The sequence below is a fragment of the Bifidobacterium sp. wkB344 genome, assembly GCF_003688305.1.
GTDB classification, from domain to species: domain Bacteria; phylum Actinomycetota; class Actinomycetes; order Actinomycetales; family Bifidobacteriaceae; genus Bombiscardovia; species Bombiscardovia mizhiensis.
The window spans coordinates 1-23,122 of the sequence record NZ_NPOQ01000009.1; the positions used below are offsets into that span (position 1 = coordinate 1).

At 61.1% G+C, this 23,122-nt stretch carries 20 protein-coding genes; 18 read left to right on the forward strand and 2 right to left on the reverse strand.

What is annotated here, in order from left to right; genetic code table 11:
* Positions 1–2 precede the first annotated feature (2 nt).
* Positions 3–260, forward strand: coding sequence for a hypothetical protein (locus CI601_RS01415; protein ID WP_121914059.1), 258 nt, complete (start codon positions 3–5; stop codon positions 258–260).
* A gap of 488 nt (positions 261–748) precedes the next feature.
* Complete coding sequence (locus tag CI601_RS01420) at positions 749–1,465, forward strand: hypothetical protein (protein ID WP_121914060.1); 717 nt, start codon at positions 749–751, stop codon at positions 1,463–1,465.
* 162 nt (positions 1,466–1,627) lie between these two features.
* Here the strand turns inward: CI601_RS01420 and CI601_RS01425 are convergent, their stop codons facing one another.
* Entirely contained in the window at positions 1,628–2,854 is a 1,227-nt protein-coding gene (locus CI601_RS01425; protein ID WP_121914061.1) for a hypothetical protein, read from the reverse strand.
* 636 nt (positions 2,855–3,490) lie between these two features.
* On the reverse strand, positions 3,491–3,820 hold the full coding sequence (locus tag CI601_RS01430; protein WP_121914062.1) for a DUF4176 domain-containing protein: 330 nt from the start codon (positions 3,818–3,820) through the stop codon (positions 3,491–3,493).
* 319 nt (positions 3,821–4,139) lie between these two features.
* Between CI601_RS01430 and rpsO the strand changes: the two genes are divergently transcribed.
* The 16 genes from rpsO (at position 4,140) to rplL (ending at position 23,024) form a co-directional block, all read left to right on the forward strand.
* Positions 4,140–4,409 (forward strand): 30S ribosomal protein S15, encoded by a 270-nt coding sequence (gene rpsO / locus CI601_RS01435; RefSeq protein ID WP_024626835.1) that lies wholly within the window; start codon positions 4,140–4,142, stop codon positions 4,407–4,409.
* Positions 4,410–4,659: 250 nt separating this feature from the next.
* Complete coding sequence (locus tag CI601_RS01440) at positions 4,660–7,413, forward strand: polyribonucleotide nucleotidyltransferase (protein ID WP_121914063.1); 2,754 nt, start codon at positions 4,660–4,662, stop codon at positions 7,411–7,413.
* A gap of 80 nt (positions 7,414–7,493) precedes the next feature.
* Positions 7,494–8,078: a LemA family protein gene (locus tag CI601_RS01445; RefSeq protein ID WP_024626833.1), complete on the forward strand. Its 585-nt coding sequence runs from the start codon at positions 7,494–7,496 to the stop codon at positions 8,076–8,078.
* Between the two features lie 101 nt (positions 8,079–8,179).
* Positions 8,180–10,327 carry a DUF2207 domain-containing protein gene (locus tag CI601_RS01450; protein WP_183129705.1) on the forward strand — a complete coding sequence of 716 codons (2,148 nt, stop codon included), beginning with the start codon at positions 8,180–8,182 and terminating at the stop codon, positions 10,325–10,327.
* 78 nt (positions 10,328–10,405) lie between these two features.
* Positions 10,406–11,287, forward strand: coding sequence for an aldo/keto reductase (locus tag CI601_RS01455; RefSeq protein WP_024626831.1), 882 nt, complete (start codon positions 10,406–10,408; stop codon positions 11,285–11,287).
* Positions 11,284–12,264 carry a polyphenol oxidase family protein gene (locus tag CI601_RS01460; protein ID WP_024626830.1) on the forward strand — a complete coding sequence of 327 codons (981 nt, stop codon included), beginning with the start codon at positions 11,284–11,286 and terminating at the stop codon, positions 12,262–12,264. The genes CI601_RS01455 and CI601_RS01460 overlap by 4 nt, the downstream gene beginning before the upstream one ends.
* Positions 12,265–12,382: 118 nt before the next feature.
* Positions 12,383–13,174, forward strand: a complete 792-nt coding sequence (locus CI601_RS01465; protein ID WP_024626829.1) for a 2-C-methyl-D-erythritol 4-phosphate cytidylyltransferase — start codon at positions 12,383–12,385, stop codon at positions 13,172–13,174.
* A 22-nt stretch (positions 13,175–13,196) separates the two neighbouring features.
* Positions 13,197–13,916 carry a pyroglutamyl-peptidase I gene (locus CI601_RS01470; protein ID WP_024626828.1) on the forward strand — a complete coding sequence of 240 codons (720 nt, stop codon included), beginning with the start codon at positions 13,197–13,199 and terminating at the stop codon, positions 13,914–13,916.
* A gap of 144 nt (positions 13,917–14,060) precedes the next feature.
* On the forward strand, positions 14,061–15,791 hold the full coding sequence (locus CI601_RS01475; protein ID WP_024626827.1) for a cell division protein: 1,731 nt from the start codon (positions 14,061–14,063) through the stop codon (positions 15,789–15,791).
* Between the two features lie 176 nt (positions 15,792–15,967).
* Positions 15,968–16,951: a CPBP family intramembrane glutamic endopeptidase gene (locus CI601_RS01480; protein ID WP_081709210.1), complete on the forward strand. Its 984-nt coding sequence runs from the start codon at positions 15,968–15,970 to the stop codon at positions 16,949–16,951.
* Positions 16,952–17,065: 114 nt separating this feature from the next.
* Positions 17,066–18,430: a C1 family peptidase gene (locus CI601_RS01485; RefSeq protein ID WP_024626825.1), complete on the forward strand. Its 1,365-nt coding sequence runs from the start codon at positions 17,066–17,068 to the stop codon at positions 18,428–18,430.
* A gap of 170 nt (positions 18,431–18,600) precedes the next feature.
* A complete protein-coding gene (locus CI601_RS01490; RefSeq protein ID WP_121914286.1) occupies positions 18,601–19,722 on the forward strand; it encodes a 3-deoxy-7-phosphoheptulonate synthase in 1,122 nt (373 codons plus the stop codon).
* Entirely contained in the window at positions 19,719–20,939 is a 1,221-nt protein-coding gene (locus tag CI601_RS01495; protein ID WP_024626823.1) for a 3-deoxy-7-phosphoheptulonate synthase, read from the forward strand. Before CI601_RS01490 ends, CI601_RS01495 begins: the two co-directional genes overlap by 4 nt.
* A 64-nt stretch (positions 20,940–21,003) precedes the next feature.
* Positions 21,004–21,738 carry a 5'-methylthioadenosine/S-adenosylhomocysteine nucleosidase gene (gene mtnN / locus CI601_RS01500; protein ID WP_051354083.1) on the forward strand — a complete coding sequence of 245 codons (735 nt, stop codon included), beginning with the start codon at positions 21,004–21,006 and terminating at the stop codon, positions 21,736–21,738.
* Positions 21,739–22,018: 280 nt separating this feature from the next.
* Positions 22,019–22,540: a 50S ribosomal protein L10 gene (gene rplJ / locus CI601_RS01505; protein ID WP_024626821.1), complete on the forward strand. Its 522-nt coding sequence runs from the start codon at positions 22,019–22,021 to the stop codon at positions 22,538–22,540.
* A gap of 103 nt (positions 22,541–22,643) precedes the next feature.
* Positions 22,644–23,024, forward strand: a complete 381-nt coding sequence (gene rplL, locus CI601_RS01510; RefSeq protein WP_015022403.1) for a 50S ribosomal protein L7/L12 — start codon at positions 22,644–22,646, stop codon at positions 23,022–23,024.
* The last annotated feature ends 98 nt before the right edge of the window (positions 23,025–23,122 follow it).

Below are 23,122 nucleotides of genomic sequence, written 5' to 3' on the forward strand. Positions count from 1 at the left end.
AAATGGCAACCAAGGATAAGGCCTGCACCACTCATGACAACATCCCCCAGGATCTGATCGACAGTTATGCGTCGAGGCATCCCATCACCGAGAAAATGGATGAAGCCGAGCGCCGGGTCTGGGATTCGTTGGATGATGAGGATAGGAGAATGATCCAGTCGGATCGCGTCTACTATGGTACAAATTACGGTACAGGTTGCGGCCCCGGTGACGAGTATGTGAGTTTCCGTGATGTCATCGGCATCAGGCAGTTCGACTGATTCGCTCACCAAGCTCCACAGGCTGCTGCAATCAGTAAAAGAATCACTATTGGAGCGCCGGGGAGAATCCATAACCGCTTCATAGTTCGAACATGAGTGTTTGATTCTCTCCAGCCGGAGTAATCGCATTGGTGTGCCCTGATTGAGGGTTTTGTCTGCTTTGTATATGACTAGCACGGTGTTTGAACACGGATTGTCATGGTTTTCAGATGCGCATGATCGGCTGGTCAGAAGACGCGGCCCGGGTGCTCCTCGGGCACATGGGGGATGATTTTGGGCCTGCAGCATTTTTGGTCGCCGAAATCAGGTGTTCCTCGCTTCTGTGTGGGTGGGCTGTGTCGCTTTCAGGATGACTCCATTTATCTGCTATTGCCTGTATGCCAAGTGTTTGCGAATTGTACTTTCTGCTCTTAAGCGCGGGTGCGCCGCCCGGTATAAGCTTGTAGGCGATGTGTCCACGAGTAGCGGACTTGGAGGTGTGGTCGCCGATGGAGCAATTCGACGATGCGGATGGCGCGGAATCCGGCAGAAGCGAGGCAACGGGTTCCTCAGTCGTGCAACCGCACCCGGATGAGGCGACCGCAGTGAACAAGGTTTCGGCTCATCCTGAGGCGACCATTCCGGACTCTGAATACTCCCTGGCTGAGATTGAGCAGCGCCGTGCTCGCCCGGTCCGCTGGGTTGTCTTCGCACTGGCGGTCCTTCTGGCCATCGTCATTCCTTATGGATATGGGCGCTCGCTGGCTATCAACCATACCCAGGGCGTGCTCCACTATGCCTCGGTTCTGGATCCGCGCGGCATTGCCCTGATTGCTTGGACGGTGACCGTGCTGACCTTTATGGGCATCGGCATGTCCATCATCGAGTCGTCTTCCTGGTTCTGGCGGGTGGTCTTCGTGCTGAGCCTGGCTGCCGAACAGCTGATCGCCGGCCTCTGCCTGCTCAAGATGAACTTCTGGTACAGCACCTTCGTGGTCTATCAGCATCAGGCCATCCTGGCCAACGCGGCCAACTTGGGCATCATCGCGGCCGGGCTGGGCGTGGCGGTCTTTGCCGTTATTTTTGTGGCTATCCTGGTCTGCGTGCGCAAGGATTCCCCCTGGAACACGCTGACTCACAGCTGGTCGGCACTGTCCATGTTCTTCATCATTGAACTGATTGCCATCGCCATCGTCCTCTTCGGAGGCCTCATCACCGCGGCATGAATCATAGGATCGCTGAATTTACCAGAATATGCTGCACGATGGGTGTCGGTAACTGTCAGTTGTGGTTTTGGGTTGATTCCTGTCCGCACGCTGTCAAGAGGTGCGAACGTAAGACCAAAGCGCAATTGATCACGGGGGAGGGGGGGCTGATGCATATGGGCTTTACTCGGCTAATTCCCGATCCAGGCGTTTGGCTATCCGCTCGGCGTAGGAGGTATCTATGATGACTAGGCTCCCGCAGGTCACAAACAGAGCGACGAAGGGCCAGCCCATGAGGGTATGGACCCATTCGGGAAGGGTGAAGAAATCAGTGAGGAGCATGAGCGGCACCAGGATGTAAACGCTGTAGCCGAGGACATGCATGGTGTAGGGAATGGTAGTTCCTGTGATGTATCGCATGCCGATCCAGTAATTGTCGAGGGCGATTTGGAGTTCGCGGCTGCTGGCCGGGGTCATTTGGTGTTGGGGGAATTGCCGGTGGGTGGCCCAAACCCATGCGCCGACGCCGATGGCGAGGCCTAGGACGCAGCTGACGATCGCTGTGGTCCGACGGGGCATGCCCAGGAGGACATCGCCGCCCTGGAGTGGATGGTACGGTTCGAAGCGGTGCCATGCGCGGGCTATTTTTAAGGCGGATATGAAGATGATGACGATCAGCGCGATGATGGATAAGGGGACGGAGTAGTGTCTTCTGTTGTATTCCCTGGCTTCCGGGGTCCGGTAGCGCATGGGGGCCTTAACGGGCTGGTTGCGGACGCGGTCCCAGTAGACGCGGGTGAACCGGTCGGGCAGGAAGCCGATGGCTTCGTAGCGCCACCATGCGGGGCGGCTGGCGTGCCAGCTCGGTGTCGGCCGTGCCCGGCGGCGAACCTGGTCCTCACGCCGGTGGTCGCGGGCGAGGGCGCGGACCTGGCGGGCGCGCAGGAGCCTGGTGACGGGGTTGTCGGGCCCCTTCCAGGCCAGAAGGCTGACCTGGTCCTGGGTGAAGATGACCAGGTCGGGGTCGGGGGTGTGGCCGACGCCGACCTCGGGCAGGGGGGCGTCGTCGCCGGGGACCACGCCGGGTCCGCAGGCAAGGCCGCCCACGGAGCAGATCCTGCCCGCGTACCATGGACCGGATGACCCGGCGGCCTGTTCGGGTGGCTGCACATACTGGCCGACCAGGCGGACCACTAGCCCGTCCTCTCCCAGACCGTCGAACCATCCGGTGCCTCTGTAGGCCCCGGATACGGTGGCAGGCCCGTCGGCCAGGACGACCAGCGAGCCCAGGGGCAGGACCTGCCCGGGCCGGGGCCGGCCGATCCTGCCGCGCCGCCGCCACACATACCCCTGGAAGGTCTGCAGGCACAGGCCCCGCGCCAGGAGGTAGGGCGCCAGGACGCGGTCCATCAGCCGCCTCGACCTCCACGCATTGAACGACATCAACACAAACAACCAGACCAGCATCGCCGGAGAGCCTAATACGACATCTATCAATAGGTACACCATCAGTACGCACCCACTAATATCATCCCTGGTTTCAATCCGAGCCGCGCACATGGCAATGCGGGAGACAGCGGGAAAGCTACCATAGATTGTCCTTCATGTGGCCCCACTGCCATCTCCATTCCCGCGATTGACGGAATCGTCGTAAAAAGCGTTGCCGGCTACTGTACCGAGGTATCCTACGGCTAAACCAATTCCACCTCCTACAATCGTACTTGGTTCAGGGGCGATTGAATCCCACAACTGCTCCAGCGGCAGCTCATGCTGCAGCACCGATAACACCACCAGAGGCAGTGATCAGGCCATGAGCCATAGCATCTTGGGTAGCTGCCTGTTGTCAGTATGTGCCGAAGGAATCAGCAATGCCGCTCATTGATTAAAAACCGCCAGAAAGAAAATCGCCGACCATGAAAGAGCGGTTCAACGTGCTCAGTTGCATAGCCTAGGCGGTTGCTTCATTAACGCATCCGTCAAGGTCGTTTTTGGTCTTCTCCCCTCTATCCCTTTTATCGAGTATGTCCTATGTGACCGGTAACTGAATCAGAGATGAAGGTGGGGGTAGGAGGTTGATTTGGTGACTTCATCAAACCTTCGTTCATAGGATCGTTCCTCGGCGTTGATATATCCCATGAACACTATTTCCGTCACGTCTTGGCGGTTGAAGAAAACGATCTTGGCCGGATCAGTCATGCCATACGGGAATTGTACGGAACCATAGTCAAAGTAACCCGTTGTTCCATGCATGACTGTCAACGGAGCGCGGGCGATGATAACTAGCAGGGTACCCGGGTCTCTTCTGGTTTTCACCACGGATCCCAAAGGAAGAATGATATTTTCTGATTTGATGGAGTTCTGCTCGGATTGTTTCATTAGGTGCCCTCTTTGGTGGATGAATGAAGTTACATTCCCTCAACTTCTCTAACAACCTATGGTAGGACTACACGGTAAATCACGGTCGGTTCGTGCAACACAGTGCGACATCTTCGCTACATCGGAGTGAAATGACTTATTCCTCCTTGGCGCTTATCAAATTGTCGTTATGCTTTCCTTCATTTTGTTGATTCCGTCGCTGTTTGTTTGGTCCGCAAAATGTGTATAATGGACTTTTGGCGTGTTTCGCCCGCGGATCGAGAGCGCTTCAGCATAGGGCTGGTGCACCGCGTAACGGAAGAATGCAAGAGGAGGAGCCGTGGCTCTTACGAGTGAGCAGAAGCAGGCAATCGTCAAGGAATACGCGACCCACGAGGGTGACACCGGTTCCCCCGAGGTCCAGGTGGCTCTGCTGAGCAAGCGCATCTCCGACCTGACCGAGCACCTCAAGCAGCATCAGCACGACCATCATTCGCGTCGCGGCCTGTTGCTCATGGTCGGCCATCGTCGCCGGTTGCTGGATTACCTCAAGAAGGTGGACATCAACCGCTACCGTTCCCTGGTGGAGCGTCTTGGACTACGCCACTAATATGCATGCTTTCGCCCGGGCCTAGCGCTCGGGCGCTTTTGCATGACTGAACCAGGCACCGTTAACCCCGGGATGGGGTTGTAGAAGATGGTGCTGAATTGAAATGCAAGGTTGGTCCGCAAGGAATGAAGATAGCCGGACATGGGGTTCGGCAGGACCAGACCGAAGTAGAAGGATCTCCGGCAGTCAATTGATGCCGAGCATCCTGACATCAGGTAGTAAACAAGCAGTAAACAAAAGGAGGAACCCTATGGAGGGTCCCGAAATCACGGCTGTAGAAGCCACGATCGATAACGGATCATACGGCAAGCGCACGGTGCGCTTCGAGACGGGTCGTCTCGCCCAGCAGGCGGATGGGGCAGTAGCCGCCTATCTCGATGACGATTCCATGGTGCTGTCCACCACCACCGCCGGGTCCAGCCCCAAGGAGAACTACGATTTCTTCCCGCTGACCGTCGATGTGGAAGAGAAGATGTACGCTGCGGGCAAGATCCCCGGCTCCTTCTTCCGCCGCGAGGGTCGGCCCTCCAACGAGGCCATCCTGGCCTGCCGGTTAATTGATCGCCCCCTGCGCCCCCTCTTCCCGCATACCCTGCGCAACGAGGTCCAGGTCGTGGAGACCATCCTGGCTGTCAACCCCGAGGATGCCTATGACGTGCTGGCCCTGAACGCGGCCTCTGCTTCCACCCTGATTTCCGGACTGCCCTTCGAGGGGCCGGTCTCGGGTCTGCGCCTGGCCCTGATCGATGGCCAGTGGGTGGCCTTCCCCCGCTGGAGCGAGCGCGAGCGCGCCGTCTTCGAGCTGGTCGTGGCCGGCCGTGTGGTCGAGGGCGGGGACGTCGCCATCGCCATGATCGAGGCAGGCGCCGGCAAGAACGCCTGGAGCCTTATCTATGACGAGGGCCAGATCAAGCCCGACGAAGAGGTGGTCGCCCAAGGTCTTGAGGCCGCCAAGCCCTTCATCAAGGTTCTGTGTGAGGCCCAGAGCGAGCTCAAGGCCAAGGCTGCCAAGCCCACCAAGGATTTCCAGCTCTTCCCTGAGTACACCGACGAGCTCTACGAGCGCATCGACCAGGTGGCGCACGCCGACCTGGACCAGGCACTCTCCATCGCGGAGAAGCTGCCCCGCCAGGATCGTATCCACGAGATCAAGGAGAAGGTCCGCGAGGCCCTGGCTGACGAGTTCACCGAAATGGATGAGGCCGAGAAGGACAAGGAGCTGGGCAACGCCTTCAAAGAGCTCCAGCGCCAGATCGTCCGCCGCCGCATCCTGACCCAGGACTACCGCATCGACGGCCGCGGCCTGCGCGACATCCGCACCCTGTCCGCCGAGGTGGACGTGGTGCCCCGCGTGCATGGTTCCGCACTCTTCCAGCGCGGCGAGACCCAGGTGCTGGGCGTCACCACCCTGAACATGCTGAAGATGGAGCAGACCATCGACGCCCTGTCCGGCCCCACCACCAAGCGCTATATGCACAACTACGAGATGCCGCCCTATTCGACCGGCGAGACCGGCCGCGTGGGTTCGCCCAAGCGCCGCGAGGTGGGCCATGGCAACCTGGCCGAGCGCGCGCTGATCCCGGTTCTGCCCAGCCGCGAGGAGTTCCCCTACGCCATCCGTCAGGTCTCCGAGGCCATCGGCTCCAACGGGTCCACCTCCATGGGCTCCGTCTGCGCCTCCACCCTGTCCCTGCTGGCTGCCGGCGTGCCTCTGAAGGCCCCTGTGGCGGGCATCGCCATGGGTCTGGTCACAGGCGAGGTCGACGGTCGGCCCACCTACAAGACCCTGACCGACATTCTGGGTGCCGAGGATGCCTTCGGCGACATGGACTTCAAGGTGGCCGGCACCTCCGAGTTCATCACCTCCCTGCAGCTGGACACCAAGCTGGACGGCATCCCCGCCGACATCCTGGCCGCCGCCCTGCAGCAGGCCAAGGAAGCCCGGGCCACCATCCTCGACGTGATCAACGAGTGCATCGACGGGCCTGCCGAGATGAGCCCCTATGCGCCGCGCATCATCACCACCCAGGTTCCGGTTGACAAGATCGGTGAGGTCATCGGACCCAAGGGCAAGATGATCAACCAGATCCAGGAGGACACCGGTGCCGACGTCTCCATTGAGGACGACGGCACGGTCTACATCGCCTCTGAGGGCGGCGAGGCAGCGGCCAAGGCCAAGGAGGTCATCGACCAGATCGCCAACCCGCACGTGCCCGAGGCGGGGGAGACCTTCAACGGCAAGGTGGTCAAGATCACCAGCTTCGGCGCCTTTGTCAATCTGACCCCTGGCACCGACGGGCTTCTGCACATCTCGCAGATCCGCAACCTGGCCAACGGCGAGCGCATCGACTCTGTGGAGGACGTCCTCAAGGAGGGCGACACCGTCGAGGTCATCGTCCAGGGTGTGGACGACCGCGGCAAGATCTCTTTGGCCATCCCCGGCTTCGAGGATCAGGAGTCCGCAGGTGGCCGTGATCGCGGTGGTCGTGGAGATCGTCGTGACCGTGGTGGCGATCGTCGTGAGCGCGGCGGACGTGGTGACCGTGATCGTCGTGATCGCCGCAGCCGTTCCTCAGAGCGCGAGGATCGGTATGAGGCCCCGCGCCGTTCCCGCTCCGAGCGTGATGATCGCTACTACGACGACGAGGATCAGGAGGATCGTCCCCGGCACCGTCGTCAGAGCCGCGACCGCGACTATGAGGATGGCGGAGACTGGTTCGAGGACGAGGACCGTGGCTCACGTCGCGATCGTCGTCGGGTCTCCCGCGATGATGACGATGATCGTGGTGGCCGTGGCCGTGGCGAGCGTCGTGGCCGTGGCGACCGTGGCGGTCGTCATGAGCGTCGCTCTTCCGGACGTGGCGGCTACCGTGGCCGCAGGGAGAATCCGCGCTACGCTGCCGACGAGCACTATGACGAGTACCGGGCCGACCGGGAGGAGCGCTCAGAGCGCCCTCGTCGCCGCGTGCGCAGGGACTTCGATCCCTTCGACAGTGAGGACTGATTCCCACTGATGCCGGGACCCCGTTCCATTGGACGGGGTCCCGTTTTTGTCTCTTCTGAATTTAGTGAGAGAATGATGGCATGTCCGTATCAATGATCGTGCTCATCATCATCGTTTTGCTGGTCGTGTTGCTGGTCATCTGGGGAATCGGTATCTACAACGGTCTGGTCAACCTGCGCAACCGGGTCGCCAATGGCTGGGCCCAGATTGACGTCCAGCTCAAGCAGCGTGCCGACCTGGTGCCCAACCTGGTCCAGACGGTCAAGGGCTACGCCTCACACGAGTCCACCGTCTTGGAGGAGGTGACCAAGGCCCGCGCCGACGTGGCCCAGGCCCAGACGGCTGGCGGAGACCAGATGCAGGCCCGTGCCGCTGCTGAGCAGCGGCTGGGTCGATCCCTGGTCACTCTGATGGCTCGGGCGGAGGCCTACCCTGAGCTCAAGGCCAACCAGAACTTCCTGGACTTGCAGCGTCAGCTCAAGGACCTGGAGGACAAGATCGCCTACGCCAGGCAGTTCTACAATGATGTGGTTCAGAAGTTCAACACCCGCATCGAGACGGTCCCCTCAAACATCATCGCATCCCTCTTCCACTTCCGTCAGGCCCAGTACTTCCAGGCTGACGAGGGTAGCCGCCAGGCGCCCGTAGTGGACTTCGGACAGTGAACGCCCCAGCGGCCTCCTCTGGGAAACCGGTCTCAGGCCATCCCTCCTGGAGCACTTCCCGCTTTTTCCGAGCCTTGGCACTGGCTTTGGTGGCAGCCTTGGTGACGTGCATAGTCGCTGCTCTGCTTATCTTCAACAAGAATTGGCCGGACCTGGTATACGATTCAGTGGACTATGATGTCCAGGTCCTGGATAACGGCGATTTGCGCATCAGTCAGGACCTGACCGTAACCATGAACTCCCGTGAGGACGACAACGGCGACAAACGTCCCTGGAGGGAGCTCTACCAGCGTTATCAGATCAAGCCTGACCGGCTGACGGGCATCAGTGACATAAGCGTGCGCGACCTGACCAATGGCTCTACATATAGGCAAGCCGATCCGCCGACGGATCCTGATAACCTCGATCAGGTTCCCGACTGGGATAAGACCATGGCTGGCACCTGGTATATGGGCACAGTCTCGGACTCAGGATTGGAATCCTACAAGCCGGGCGACTCGGACCAAGGATCCGCCTGCGGCGCCCAGGGGGACCGGTGTCAGGTGGAGCTGGGTTGGAACATTCCGCAGATTGCCGAGGATTCAGGTCGGCGCTTCCGCATCGACATGACCTTCCACGGTGTCACTACTGCCCATCCCGATGTGGCTGAATTCCAATGGGAGCCCGTGGGCGACACCAACCAGATTTCCGTCGAGCATATGAGCGCTGATGTCAGGCTTCCCAAGCTTATAGGAACAGAGAAGGACAAGGATGCCAAGGCCTGGCTCCATTTCGCTGGCAAGGGTTCCTACCAGGTGGGCGATGACAGCCGTATCCACTTTTCAGCTGACCAGATCGGGCCAGGTCAGCATCTGGATTTGGTGGTTCTCTTCGATGCGAAGAGGGTTTCCTCCGTGGTCAGGACCGACTCTCAACCGGCGCGTGACCGCATCATCAAGCAGGAGCGCCAGCAGTATGAGCACTGGCACGCCGAGCAGACCAGACGGGCGCGGATCGGACTTTTGGCTGGTGTACTGACCGTCTTAGCTGCTATCGCGCTGATTGTAGTGATGCTCTGGCAGGCCTTCCGCACCTATGGAGACTCCCAGTACCGAGGCGATATTATCTACTACCGTCAGCCTCCTGATCTGTCACCGGCCGTGGCCGCTGTTATCAACGATTTGATGCTGACCAGAGAATCCCCTATTGGCAGGCAATTGTCAGCCACCATTCTCTCCCTGGCCTCCAAGCGGGCCATCGCTCTGATTCCGGTCAAGTATAAGGACCGGGCGAATTCCGGCGGAGGTTCCCTGACTAAGGTGATGCGCTCGCTGCTCCACAAAGGCAAACGGCAGTCCATGGAGGTGGTCATTAATCCGGTCTGTAGTCAGGATCGAGCCTCCCTGGCCCTGTCCTTAAGCGAGGAAGCCTGCCTGACCATGCTGGAAGGTGCTTCCGCTCTGATGGGGTCCAAGGATGAACGTTTCGACCTGTACGAGATGATTGCTCTCTTCTCCAGCACCGAAGCTAATCATGGCAAGGTCTATCTGGAGGCTTTCGACAAGGCCGTCAAGTATGAGACCAACAATGCTGACCTGCGTGCCTATCGTCATGGTATAGAGGTCTTGCCCTTCCTGGCCGTGCTCTTGGCCGCTTTCATCCTGCTGGCTGGATTCCTACCGGGCACCGTGCTGGTACGTGCGCCATTGGCCGTGCTTCTGGTGGCTGTTGCAGCATTCTCCATTCGTTATGGTAGTTGGCAAGTGCTCAGCAGGAATGGACAGCTCATGGCTGGTCAGGTGTCAGGGCTTCGGCGCTATCTGCTGGACTTCAGCGATTTTAGCCACCGGGGCGTGGAGGATCTGGTGCTCTGGGACCGCTACCTGGTTTACGCTGCGGCCTTCGGTATAAGTGACCGGGTTGTCGCTCAGCTGGCACAGGCCAGCCCTGAACTGACCGACTTCGACTGGCTGAATAATAATGCGCGCGGGAGCCTGCTCTACTGTACCTTCCTGCCTTACAGCCAGAATGTTCCGGTGGCTTCCTCCGTGAGTGGCCCTGAAGCATTGGCTGCAAATTCAATGCTTGGCCAAGGCGGGGTGGTTGATCTGGGTACTCAGTTGACCCAGGGACTCGAACAGATCGGCGGCCTGATCGGCCAGGCCAGCGGCAATAGTTCCGACAGTGGTATTGGTGGGTTTGGCTCCGGTGGTGGTTCCTTCGGCGGCTCCGGTGGCGGCTCCGGTGGTGGTTCCTTCGGCGGTCGTTGATACTGGGCCACAAGCTAAGCTCGATGGGGAGCCGGCGGTGTCGAAGCCGGCCTCAATCTACAAGACGGGAGTACATGCATGACATCGTCGATGCGGGCCTTGGGGCCCTTTACTACGACAGCGGTCGGACTGGGCTGCATGGGATTGTCCATCGAGGGCAAGCCGGACCAGGCAACGGCCATCGACGTCATCCACCAGGCCCTGGATGCCGGTTGCCGACATCTGGATACCGCCTGGTCATACTACGAATCGGGCGGCCCCGAACAGACCAACGAGCGACTGGTTCGCCAGGCTTTGGACTCCTGGAAGGGCCCCCGTCAGGACGTGCTGGTAGCCACCAAGGTTGGGCACTACCGCAACTTCACTGACGGGCGACCCACCTGGGCTGTGGATGGTCGGCCGGAGAGCCTGATCCGGCACGCCAAGGAGTCCGCTCAGGCCCTGGGCGTGGACACCATTGACCTGCTCTATATGCACCGTCCTGACCCACAGGTGCCCTACCAGGAGTCGCTGGAGGCCATGGCTGAGCTGGCCAAGCAGGGCGTGGCCCGGACCCTGGGTGTCTCCAACGTAGATATTGAGCGGATGGACCTGGCTCGCAAGATTCTGGGCGATGATCTCGTAGCCGTGCAGAACCAGTTCTCACCCACCTTCACCAGCTCCCGCCAGGAGCTGGACCATGCGGCTGAACTGGGTCTGGCCTTCGTCTGCTGGAGCCCCCTGGGAGGCTTCCGAGCGCCCAAGGACGAAACCCGTTATGATGCCTTCCGGCAGGTGGCTCAGGAGCGCAGTGTCTCCCACCAGCGCGTGGTCCTGGCCTGGGAACTGTCCCAGAACAGCAACGTCTTTGTGGTTCCCGGGGCTCACAGGGCGGCCACCATTCTGGATTCCCTACAGGCGGCTGACATGGAACTGAGCGAGGACGAGATGGACCGCCTGAACCGGGCGGCGACTGCATGAGTCCCAAGCCTGAACCAAGAGAGCAGGGCACCCAGAGCGATCAGGGCCAAGCCTGGGATCGGGAACGGACCCTACTGGACAGCAGTCCCCTGCCGTCACTGGACGATCAGGGCCGGCCGATCCCAGTCACCATTCCCATAGCCTTGGCGCCTGGGATCAAAGTGGTCTATACCACCAGGCTGGGCGGGGTCTCCTCGGGCGATTATGCCCAGCTGAATCTCGGCGGCAAGGGGGGCGACGACCCGCAGGCGGTGGCTGCCAACCGTCAGGCCCTGGGCCGCCAGCTGGACCGTCCCATGGTCCTGGTGGATCAGGTTCACTCAGCCAGGGTCTGGGACGCCGACCAGGGTCAGCCCCAGGGGCGCTGCGAAGCCGATGCGCAGGTGACCACCCGTCGTGACCTGGCCCTGGGCATCTTCGCGGCCGATTGCCTTCCTGTGTTGCTGACCGACCCCCAGGCCGGCGTGACGGGTGCGGCACATTGCGGTCGTCGTGGTTTGGTGGCTGGCGTCATTCCAGCCACAGTCCAGGCTATGGCCGACAAGGGCGCCAACCCCTCCAGGATCGTGGCAACGCTGGGGCCTAGGATCTGCGCAGACTGCTATCAGGTGTGTTCGAACCTGGCTGATGACTTCGAGAAGCGCTTCCCTGGCGCATCCGGACCATGCCGATTCGGCGGAATCGCCATCGACATCGCCGCTGCAGCCAGAATGGAACTGAAGGCGGCAGGAGTGACCCGTATCGTTGACTCCACCCCGCGGGTCGCTGCTGCCACCAGTTACCTTTGCCAGGATCCGGATCTGGAAGAGCTCTGCAGCCATGACAATGAGGGCCCCTCCCTGTCGAGGCGTCTTGAGGACCTGCGCCGACCCTTGTGTACCCTGGAGAATCCGCTCTGGTACTCCCACCGCCGGGCCTCGCTGGCCAGCAAGGCGGGGGAGGGGCGCATGCTGGCCCTTATCCTGGCCGACGACTGATGCAGTATGTTGATTGACTGGCTTCTGACAGCTGGAGCAGGCCTCGGGTGCAGATGTTCGGTGCAGATAGCACCGGGTCTGCGCCCCTTCCTGTCCTCGCGTGAGTACCGTTGAGTTTATGAGTGAGAGCAGAGCATCAGCAGCCCCGTCCGAGGTCAGTCAGGATAACGCCGAGCCAGAGGAGCAGATTCAGCCAGTTGTGGCGGTGATTCTGGCGGCCGGGCTGGGCCTTCGATTTGACGAGAGCAACCCCAAGCAGCTGGTGCAGGTGGGCGGCAAACCCATCATCACCTGGTCAATTGACGCCTTCCAATTCAATGCCCGGGTCACCGACATTCTGGTCGTGGTCAACGATCGGGTGCGGGAGGCTGTCGAGGCCATCGTGGGCGATGACACCTACGACAAGGTCCGCATGGTCATTCAGGGCGGCATCGAGCGCATGGACAGCACCGAGGCGGCCCTGCAGACCCTGGCCGAAGCGGAGATCCCCCAGGATGCCAAGCTGCTCATCCACGATGCGGTACGCCCCTTCGTCAGCCAGGAGTCCATCAATGGCTGCATCGATGCCCTGGATACTTTCAACGCCGCAACCGTGGCCGTGGCCTCGACCGACACCATGCTGATGGCCGGGGATCTGGGGGATCGCAAGGTGGTCCGTCAGGTGCCCGACCGAGACAACATGTTCCGGGCCCAGACCCCACAGGCCTTCCGCTTCGGCACCCTCCGCAAGGCCTACGACCTGGCTGCCGCAGACCCCGACTTCCATCCCACCGACGATACCCGGGTGGTGGTGGATCGCCTGCCCGAGGAACCGGTGGCCATCGTGGCCGGCAGTGTGACCAACATGAAGATCACCCTGCCTTCGGACGTGCCCATGGCTGAATGGATAGCGCGCTCCCTGGCCGGGTGAAGTCCTGTGTACCATGGGGCACATGGAGCAGATCAAGGTCATCGTCGCCGGATACGATCATTACGAGGGTGTTGATGTCAACCCCTCCTATCAGGTCTCACAGGCTCTGGCCGAGCATGGCATGGAAGGCATGCGGCCAGTCGGCCCCACCGAGGAGGATCCGCTGGAGGGCGTGGATCTGGCTATTTCCTCCGTCACCATGCCTGTCAGCTTCGCCAAGGCCTGGCCCATACTGCATGAGGCCATAGAGCGTGTGCGTCCGGATATCATCATCGCCACAGGGCTCAAGCGTCGGGCTCGCGGCATCGCCATGGAGCGCTGCGCCGTCAACCTCAAGGAGGACGACGCTGACGATCGGGAAAATCTGGGGGAGCAGGAGTCTCGAGATACCGTCCGTCATGCCAACCGCCAGCCCATCGACTCCCAGGGTCCGGCCGCCTACTGGACCCGACTGCCGCTGAGGGCCATCCTGCACGACTTCGGCACCTGCGGCATTCCTGCCACGCTGAGCTCGGACGCGGGCACTTATGTCTGCAACGCGCTCTTCTACAACCTGCTGGCTTGGGCTGCAGGACACAAGGATGTCCTGGCCGGGTTCGTCAGCCTTCCCCTGGTCAACGAAAGCGGCGGTCAGGAGTGCGGTCTGCCCCTGGATCAGCAGATAGAGGCTGTGCGCGAGGTGGTCAACGAGACCATTCGCTACTATCGTAGGCCCTCCTCCAGCCCCATTCTTATTGCCTGAGACCCGTATGTAAGGCCAATGTGTCGGCGGCAGGTCAGACGGCGACTTTTGGTCGGTCATGGGGTAGAGTCAAGGTAAATCCACCGGACCGAAGACATCTTTGTCACGGCCCGGCATGTCCTGGTGGCGAAGAGGAGTGTTTCCATGGCCGAAGATCAGTTTCCCGTTGTCCTGCGAGGCTATGACAAGGAGCGGGTCGACCAGGCCTTGGCGGCCTCGCGGAGCAATCTAGCCCGGCTGCGTCAGCAGATCAAGGCCGATGACGATCGCATTCTGAAGCTGGAGGCGGAACTCCAGGAGGTCAAGTCCCGCAAGCCCGAACAGCCGCGCAACTCCTTTGCTTCCCTGGGGGCCAACGCCCAGCAGCTGCTGGCCTCGGCCGAGCAGACCAGCACCGAGCTGCTCAACCGCGCCAAGCAGGATGCGGCATCCACCAAGACCTCTGCCCAAGAGAAGGCGACGACCCTGGTCAACAAGGCTCAGCTTGAAGCCAAGCACATCGTGGACGAGGCCAACGCCAAGGCCAAGTCGATCGTCGAGGCCGCCAACGACGAAGCCAGGACCGTCACCACCACCGCCAAGCAGCAGAGCGAACAGAACAAGGCCGCAGCCGATAAGGTCGTGGCCGAACGCCGCCAGGCCCTGGATCTGGAGCTGCAGAACTCACGCGAGGAACATGAGAAGCGGCTGGCCACCAGCAAGGCCACCCAGGACAAGGAGCTGTCCGAACAGAAGGCCAAGGCCGCCAAGGAGATTGCCGACAAGCGGCGCAAGAGCGACGAGGAGATCGCCAAGCTCAAGAAAGAGGCCAACGATCAGATCCAGAAGGCCCTGGCCGAGGCCAACAAGAAGCTGGCCGACGTGCGTGAGCAGGTCTCCAAGAGCCTGAATGACGCCCGTAGGCAGGCTTCGGAAATCACCGACAAAGCCAAGTCCGAGGCCCAGCAGATCGTGGACGAGTCCAAGGTCACCAGCGCCGAGACCATGGCCAAGGTCAACGCCGAGGCCGAGCAGGTCCGCTCCGACATTGCCGCCCAGCAGGAGGATGCCACCAAGAAGGTGGGCGAGCTGCTCAAGAACCTGGAGGATCGGCGGGTCAAGACCGAGAAGGAGACCCAGGAGCTGATAGAACAGGCCAAGGCCACCCGCAAGGATGCCGATTCGTTCGCCTCCTTCAAGCGGGAGGAGTCCGAGCGCAAGGCCAACCAGTTGCTGGAGGAGGCCAAGCAGCGCGCCCAAACCGAGATCGAGGATCAGCGCAAGGCCGCCCAATCCGAGCTTGACGGGCTCAAGGACCACATCGCCAAGCTGCAGCACCGGGAGGCCACCATTACCTCTCGGGTCGACGAGCTGCGGAACATCTTCTCCAAGTCCTTCGGCAACTTCGACGGCTTCCATGACGAGGCTGTGATCAATGACCAGGACGAGGGGCAGGCGCCCAGCGTGCCCGTGGTCAACGCTGTACCTGCCGCGGATCCGCTGCCGGCTCCTGCTTCGTCGGCTTCGGCGACATCCTCGGAGGCTGAAGGCGAGGATCAGGCCGTCGATCAGCCCCTTGCCGATGCCCAGGTAGAAGCCCCTCAGACACCGGTCGATCCGGTTCCAGCCAGCCAACCGACCGATGGCGTGGCCACTGATTCCACCAGTGATTCCGAGGAGGACGCCAACGTGGCTGCGGCTGTCAGATCCTCAGCCAATATGCCTACTCAGGTTCTGCCCTCTCCGACGCCGAGCGCCCTCTCCGATGCATCCGCCCAGGCCGATGACGCGCCGGCCCAGGATGAGGCCGGACAGGTGGAGAAGGCAGTCACCGATCAGGAAACTACGGTTATTCCGCCCATCAACGATGACGCTACCCCGACCGATCGGGACTGATTAGCAAAGGACATTGTTCCTTGGGGCCGGATCGTAGGTATGGTCTGCGATCCGGCCCTGTCGTTCTGCCTTGCTCGGAAGTTGGGTGGCCGTCAATCTCGGCCTGAACCCCTGCTGAGGCCTAGAGTCGGTAGTGAAGAGGTGCAGGCCAAGGGTCACGGGGTTGGGAGAGCGTCATGCAGCAATCACGGCACGCATCATCACATGTGTCTGGCACGGGGTCGTCCGGGTCGGCTGCGGCTTCTCGCCCATGGAGTGCCCAGGTGCGCCGTGGAGTGGACCTGCAATCCCTCTATGCCCTGGTGTATCTGGTGGTGGCCAACCTGATCGCAGGGATTCTGAATCTGCCCGCTGTGGCTGCGGCCCTGGGCATTGCCCGTCAGCCAGGGCTGGGGGATCTGCTGGGTGATCTGGTCATGTTGGTCTTTCTCTTCGGCACCCGCGGTCAGGATCTGCTCGGGCGCGGTTCCAACCCTGTGCAGTACAAGGCGCAGACCAATCCCGGTCCGGCCGTGCTGATCGGGGCCATCCTGCTGATCATGCTGGCCAGCAGCATCGAGACCGGCTTCACCTGGGTGGTCAACCAGGGATCCCAGGCCCTGGGGCTGGTCTACCACTCCACCACCTCCCAGATCGCGGCGGGCCAGCATGGGTTCCTGTCACCCCTGGACACGGCCATCCTGGTCCCCGTCGTCGAGGAGTTCCTGCTGCGCGGCGTGGTCATGGGCAGGCTCAAGCCCTACGGACGAACCTTCGCCATCGTCACCTCCTCTTTCATCTTTGCCTGCCTGCACGGAGACATCACCCAGAGCCTGTTCACCTTCCTGCTGGGTCTGGTTTTGGGTGTCATCGCCATGGAATACTCCATCCTCTGGTCCATTGCCCTGCATATCTTCAACAACCTGGTTTTGGCTGACGCCACGATGTGGCTGATCCAGACGGTGCCGGCCCGCACCGGCATGATGATCAACCAGGGGATGACCCTTCTGGGCCTGGTTGGGGGACTGGTCGTCCTTTGGCTGATTCGGGGAAAGCTGGCAGACCGCCTCCGCGCCAATCGTTCACGCCACGGCACCTATAAGGGCTGGATCTCCTTCGGGCTGGCCGTCCTGGTGGCCCTGGCCGTCGTCAATGCGGCACAGCGCTTCTCCCTGGCTTGACAAGGGTACAGTTGTCCACATCCTCCGCCAGGCGAACCCTTAAGGGCCGATTCCCGCTATGCTGGATGCAGGGATGCAGATACATCCGCATGAAAGGAAACAAGGACAGACCGTATGACATCAGTACTGACACCACTGGATCAGACCCGTTTGGAGGGCCTGCGCACCGCCTTCGATGAGCGCGAGGCCAACCACGTCGCCATGAACGCCGTCACTCAGGTAGGCATTGACGAGGTGGCCCACAACTATAACCGCTCCCGTCTGCTCCAGCACCGATTTTCGGTCAGCATCGATAATGGCACGGTCACTTCGCAGGCGCATTCCGGCCGCTGCTGGCTCTTCAGCTCGCTGAACGTAGCCCGATTCATAGCCCGCAAGGCGCTGAACATCGATGGTGAAAGCACAGCCAACCCCATGGGTGATTTCGAGCTGTCCCAGAACTACGCCATGTACTATGACAAGCTTGAGCGTGTCAACTACTTCCTACGCGACGTGGCGGCTCTGGTGCGTGCTGGCGAGCCCGTCGACTCCCAGCTCATGCGCTTCATGATGGGCGACGTCATGGGCGATGGCGGCCAGTGGATCATGGCCATGAACATCTATAAGAAGTACGGCGCAGTGCCCAAGCAGTTCTATCCCGAGACCGCCTCCTCGCAGAACACCAGCCAGATGAACGATCAGCTGCGTCGCCTGCTCCACCAGGCCACGGCTCACATGGTGGCCAATCCGGACGGGATCGACGAGATCGTCGATCGAACCCTGGAGGCCGGTCATCGTATCCTGACCATTCATCTGGGCACTCCGCCCACCAGCTTCGACTGGGAGTGGACCGACAAGGACGGCGTCTTCCACCGGGATGGGCGGATCACCCCACAGGAGTTCTGGAAGCGCTACGTGAATGCCGGGCTTGAAGACTATGTCTGCCTGGTCGACGATCCACGCCCCGAGCACCCCAAGGGCCGCAAGATTGGCATCGAACATCTGGGCAACGTTGCTGGTGGCGATCCCACCGAGTACCTGAACGTTCCTGTAGAGGTCATGAAGGACTGCGCCCGTCGTCTGATGAGCGAGCAGGGCCTGCCGGTCTGGTTCGGCGCCGACTGCCACCCCATGATGGACCGCAAGGCCGGTCAGTGGGCGACTGATCTGTTCGAGTATGGCAGGGTCTACGGAGTGGACTTCGACATGGACAAGGAGCAGAGGGTGCGCTTCGGCGATTCGGCCCAGAACCATGCCATGGCATTCGTGGGCGTGGATGTGGCCGACGACGGCCGGACCACCAACCGCTGGAGGGTGGAGAACTCCTGGGGCGGTGACATCGCCAACAAGGGCTACTTCACTATGAGCGACGACTGGTTCAGCCAGTATGTCTACGAGGTGGCCGTGCCCAAGTCCATGCTGTCCGAGGAGTATCGCCAGGCCTTCGATCAAGAGGCCATCATGCTGCCCGCCTGGGATCCCATGGGTGCCCTAGCCTGAGCAACCACACCTAATTTATCCATCTAATTGTTCGTTTCCGCGGTCTGCATGGGCTGCGGGAACGAACCGTCCGCATTGGTCCGGATGCGGGTGGTCATAAGGAATTCGGGCAAGATCGTCGCAGTACGACAGAGAGGAGAGCGACCGTGGCATTCGTCAAGGAACCGGATATCATCCCGGAAGAGGAGCGGCAGTATTTTGCCGATACGGCCGTCTTTCCCGAAACAGTGGATGTCAACATTCGTCAGCTGGATCCCATCCCGGCTCCCAGGGTTTTTCTGCGCTCGCGACCCCTGGATCCGGAGCGTATGGAGCTGGTACGGGACTCCCGCCAGGCCATTCGCAATGTTCTGCATGGCAGGGACGACCGGCTGCTGGTCATCACCGGCCCCTGCTCAGTCCACGACCCGAAGGCTGCGCTGGAGTACGCCCGTCGCCTGTCGGCGGTCAATGAGCGATTGAAGGATCGGCTGCTGATCGTCATGCGGGTCTACTTTGAGAAACCCCGGACCACGGTGGGCTGGAAGGGGCTGATCAATGACCCCGACCTGGATGGAACGTTCAACATTCGCAAGGGGATTCGCCTGGCTCGTCAGGTGCTCTGGCAGGTTCTGGGACAGGGGATCCCGGCGGCCACAGAATGGCTGGATCCCATCACCCCACAGTATCTCTCTGACGCGGTCAGCTGGGGGGCCATCGGTGCTCGGAACACGGAGAGCCAGGTCCACAGGGAGCTGGCCAGCGGCATGTCCATGCCCATGGGTTTCAAGAATTCGACCGAGGGCAGCGTAAAGGCAGCGGTTGATTCTTGCCTGGCAGCAGCATCCGAGCATCACTTCCTGTCCATCAATCTGGACGGCCATGTCATCGCTGCCGAGACCAGGGGCAACCCTGACTGCCACATAATTCTGCGCGGTTCCAGCCATGGCCCCAATTACGATTCGGAATCCGTCCGGTCCGCCCTGGAAGCCATGCATCAGGCTCCGCTGGGTCCTGGAGCCTGCCGGGGCCTGATCGTCGACGCAGCCCATGGCAACTGCAGCAAGGATCCAGTGCGTGAGGCCCAGGTGGTTGAAGAGTTGGCAGACCGCCTCGCCAAGGGTGAGCAGGGCCTGTCAGGCATCATGATGGAGAGCTTTCTTGAGGGCGGCCACCAGAAACCGGCCCCGCTGGATCAGCTGGTCTTCGGCCAGTCCGTCACCGACGCCTGCATTTCCTGGGACAGGACCGAGGAACTGCTGCAGATCCTGGCCGATGCTGTGCAAGCTCGTCGGGAAAGGATGAAGGCATGAGCCGGATGAAGGACGAGCCGCAGGAGCCCCTGCCCCGACCCAGTAAGGCTTATGAAGTTGAACTGGTGCACAAGGCGCTGGCGGCTGGCGTCAACCCCCTGCAGACGGGGAACGTGCCCAGGTGGGAGGACGAGGTAGGCATAGGCCGGATCGTCAACAGGCGAGTTTTTGAGCTTGACCGTTTGCCCTCGCCCGCGCAGATGCTGACTCGTTATCCCTTGGATGGACCGGCCAAGGACCTGGTCATCCGCTCCCGGCAGGAGATCGTGGATTGCCTGCATGGGCGGGATGACCGGTTGCTGGTCATTGTGGGCCCCTGCTCCATCCACGACCCCGATGCCGCACTGGACTATGCTCGTCGTCTGTCGGCCGTCAATGAGCGGTTGAAGGATCGGCTGCTGATCGTCATGCGGGTCTACTTCGAGAAACCTCGGACCACGGTCGGTTGGAAGGGTCTGATCAACGATCCCGACCTGGATGGCAGCTATAACATCCAGAAGGGCCTGGTCCTGGCACGGCGCATTCTGCTAGGGGTGCTGGAAACCGGACTTCCGGCGGCCACGGAATTTCTTGAGCCTACATCGCCGCAGTACATTTCTGATGCGGTCAGTTGGGGGGCCATTGGTGCCCGGAACACGGAGAGCCAGGTCCACCGGCAGCTGGCCAGTGGCATGTCCATGCCCATCGGCTTCAAGAACGCCACGGACGGCAGCGTGGATGTGTCCATTGATTCCTGCTATGCGGCCTCTCAGCGCCACACCTTCTTCGGGATAGACCATGAGGGTCAGGCTGCGGCAGTGGCGACCATGGGCAACCCCGACTGCCATCTGGTCCTTCGTGGCTCCAAGTCCGGCCCCAACTATGATCAGGATTCGGTGCGGGCAGCCCTTGCCGTGCTACGCAAGCGCATGCCTAAGGACAGCGCGGCTGCCCACGGACTGCTCATTGATGCTTCCCACGGCAATTCCGGCAAGGACGAGCGGCGCCAGATTCAGGTTGTCCATGAGCTGGCCCGGCGGATAGGTGACGGTGAGGAAGGCGTCACTGGCCTGATGATGGAGAGTTTCATACGCGGAGGCAATCAGAAGCCGGCCCCATTGGACCAGCTGGTCTACGGGTGTTCGATCACCGACCGTTGCATCTCCTGGCCTGATACCCAGGATTTGCTGGAGGAGCTGGCAGGAGCAGTGGACCGCCGTCGAAGCGTGGCTCGTTGACTTGCGCCTGCAGTAGTCTGGTCGGGCTGCAGTTGCAGGTGAAATCTTGGATAAGGAGTCAGGTATGAGCGAAGCGGATGCTTCCCTGAAGGGTGAAGATCGGCGGCCGGTTGCCGTCATCGGGGCCATGGATGAGGAGGTGGCCCTGATCGGCCGAGGTCTGAAGCAGGCGGATCACGATCCCCATGCTGGTGATGCTGGCCTGAAGGTCATATGTGGCACCCTTGATGGGGCACACGGCCCGGTTCGTCTGGCTGCCACCGTGGGTGGCATGGGCACCGTCAACATCGCCGCCACCACACAGTATTTGATCGATGCCTTCCATCCCAGGGCCGTTATCTTCTCTGGTATTGCGGGCAACCTGAACAAGGATCTGCACATCAACGACGTGGTCCTTGGAGGCACCCTGCGGTATCTGGACACTGATATGCGCTTGGTGGCCCAGTCGGCCCCCGGCACCGAGGAGTTCCACTCGGATCCTCATCTGCTGGATCTGGCAAGCCGGACCCTGGACTCCATGGGGATCAAGCACATCGTCGGCACCATTGCGACAGGTGACTACTTTGTTGACAGCCCTGAGAAGATTGCCGAAGTCAAGGAGCAGACCGGGGCCGATGCGGTCGAGATGGAGGGAGCAGCTGTCTGCCATGTGGCGGCCCGCAACAAGGTGCCAGCCCTGGTTATTCGCGCTCTGAGCGACAATGCCGACACCGACTATGAGGTCTTCCGCGAGTTCGACATCTCCGAATATGCCGACACGGCCGCCAGGCTGGTGCTGGGCATCGTGCGCGGGCTCTGAGCGCCGATCAGCAAGGAGCCCTCGGCCGTGCAGCTTGGCACCTATGGGCCTGTGAACTTGACGGCTGCAGCTGACCTGTGTATTATTACCCCTTGCATACCAAAGACCGTTGGTCGGGACCCTTGGGTCTCCTAAGTTCGGTTGATCGAGCCAGCACAGGTTGAGTTTTCAATTGGTCCTCGTGGCCTGTTTTCCGCTCTGCCTGTCGGCAGGGCTTTCTTTTTGCCTGCCATGCTCGGTCGTCCGGCTCCCTCCAGAGGTCTGTCTAGGAAGGAACGCCATGAAAAGGCCCGAAAAGGAAGAGGCTGTCGCCAGGCTGACGGACAAGTTCCGTGACGCCGATGCCATCATCCTCACCGAGTACCGCGGGCTCAGTGTTCCGCAGGTCGCCGATCTGCGAAACAAGCTAGGCCGCGATACTTCCTACAACGTGGCGAAGAACACGCTAGCCCGGATTGCGGCCAAAGAGGCTGGAATCGAGGGTCTCGATGAGATGCTTGCCGGCCCCTGCGCCATCACCTTCGTCAAGGGTGATTACGTCAATGCCGCCAAGACGTTGCGTGATTTCGCCAAGGACAACCCGGCACTGATTGTCAAGGGCGGCTTCATCGATGGAGCCGTTGCTGATGCAGATGCCATGAAGAAGATCGCGGATCTGGAATCCCGCGATGTTCTGCTCTCCCGTATGGCCGGCGCGCTCAAGGGCACCATGTCCAAGGCCGCCAACCTGTTCGTCGCTGTGCCTACCAAGGCTGTGCGCACGTTCGACGCCCTGCGCGAGAAGCAGGAAAAGGCCGCCTGAGTCCACGGCCACTGGCCCGGATCCATACGGCAAACACAAAAAAAGATGTTCGGTGATCGGCCTACCAGTCAATGCCGGTCGCCACAAATGAAAGGAAGCCATTATGGCCAAGCTCTCCGCTGACGAGCTCATCGACGCGTTCAAGGAAATGACTCTGGTCGAGCTGTCCGACTTCGTCAAGAAGTTCGAGGACGAGTTCGACGTCGAGGCCTCCGCCCCCGTGGCCGTGGCCGCTGCCGCTCCCGGTGCTGCTGCTCCTGCTGAGGAGGAGAAGACCGAGTTCGACGTCGTGCTCTCCGCTATCGGCGACAAGAAGATCCAGGTCATCAAGGCCGTCAAGGCCATCACCAACCTGGGCCTGGCCGACGCCAAGGCTCTGGTTGACGGTGCCCCCAAGACCGTCCTGGAAGGTGCCAAGAAGGAGGACGCCGACAAGGCCAAGGCTCAGCTGGAAGAGGCCGGCGCCACCGTCGAGCTCAAGTAGTCATCGGCTCTTTCCGAGCCCTTGCATGCTGGAAAGCCCTGTGTCGTCACCGACGGCTCGGGGCTTTCCCATACCCGGCCATACCCTGGGGGATGGGT

Coding starts and splice junctions, on each gene's coding strand:
- CI601_RS01415 (WP_121914059.1), top strand. CDS start 3: ATGGCAACCAAGGATAAGGCCTGCACCACTCATGACAACATCCCCCAG.
- CI601_RS01420 (WP_121914060.1), top strand. CDS start 749: ATGGAGCAATTCGACGATGCGGATGGCGCGGAATCCGGCAGAAGCGAG.
- CI601_RS01425 (WP_121914061.1), bottom strand. CDS start 2,854: ATGGACCGCGTCCTGGCGCCCTACCTCCTGGCGCGGGGCCTGTGCCTG.
- CI601_RS01430 (WP_121914062.1), bottom strand. CDS start 3,820: ATGAAACAATCCGAGCAGAACTCCATCAAATCAGAAAATATCATTCTT.
- CI601_RS01440 (WP_121914063.1), top strand. CDS start 4,660: ATGGAGGGTCCCGAAATCACGGCTGTAGAAGCCACGATCGATAACGGA.
- CI601_RS01445 (WP_024626833.1), top strand. CDS start 7,494: ATGTCCGTATCAATGATCGTGCTCATCATCATCGTTTTGCTGGTCGTG.
- CI601_RS01455 (WP_024626831.1), top strand. CDS start 10,406: ATGACATCGTCGATGCGGGCCTTGGGGCCCTTTACTACGACAGCGGTC.
- CI601_RS01460 (WP_024626830.1), top strand. CDS start 11,284: ATGAGTCCCAAGCCTGAACCAAGAGAGCAGGGCACCCAGAGCGATCAG.
- CI601_RS01465 (WP_024626829.1), top strand. CDS start 12,383: ATGAGTGAGAGCAGAGCATCAGCAGCCCCGTCCGAGGTCAGTCAGGAT.
- CI601_RS01470 (WP_024626828.1), top strand. CDS start 13,197: ATGGAGCAGATCAAGGTCATCGTCGCCGGATACGATCATTACGAGGGT.
- CI601_RS01475 (WP_024626827.1), top strand. CDS start 14,061: ATGGCCGAAGATCAGTTTCCCGTTGTCCTGCGAGGCTATGACAAGGAG.
- CI601_RS01480 (WP_081709210.1), top strand. CDS start 15,968: ATGCAGCAATCACGGCACGCATCATCACATGTGTCTGGCACGGGGTCG.
- CI601_RS01485 (WP_024626825.1), top strand. CDS start 17,066: ATGACATCAGTACTGACACCACTGGATCAGACCCGTTTGGAGGGCCTG.
- CI601_RS01495 (WP_024626823.1), top strand. CDS start 19,719: ATGAGCCGGATGAAGGACGAGCCGCAGGAGCCCCTGCCCCGACCCAGT.
- mtnN (WP_051354083.1), top strand. CDS start 21,004: ATGAGCGAAGCGGATGCTTCCCTGAAGGGTGAAGATCGGCGGCCGGTT.
- rplJ (WP_024626821.1), top strand. CDS start 22,019: ATGAAAAGGCCCGAAAAGGAAGAGGCTGTCGCCAGGCTGACGGACAAG.
- rplL (WP_015022403.1), top strand. CDS start 22,644: ATGGCCAAGCTCTCCGCTGACGAGCTCATCGACGCGTTCAAGGAAATG.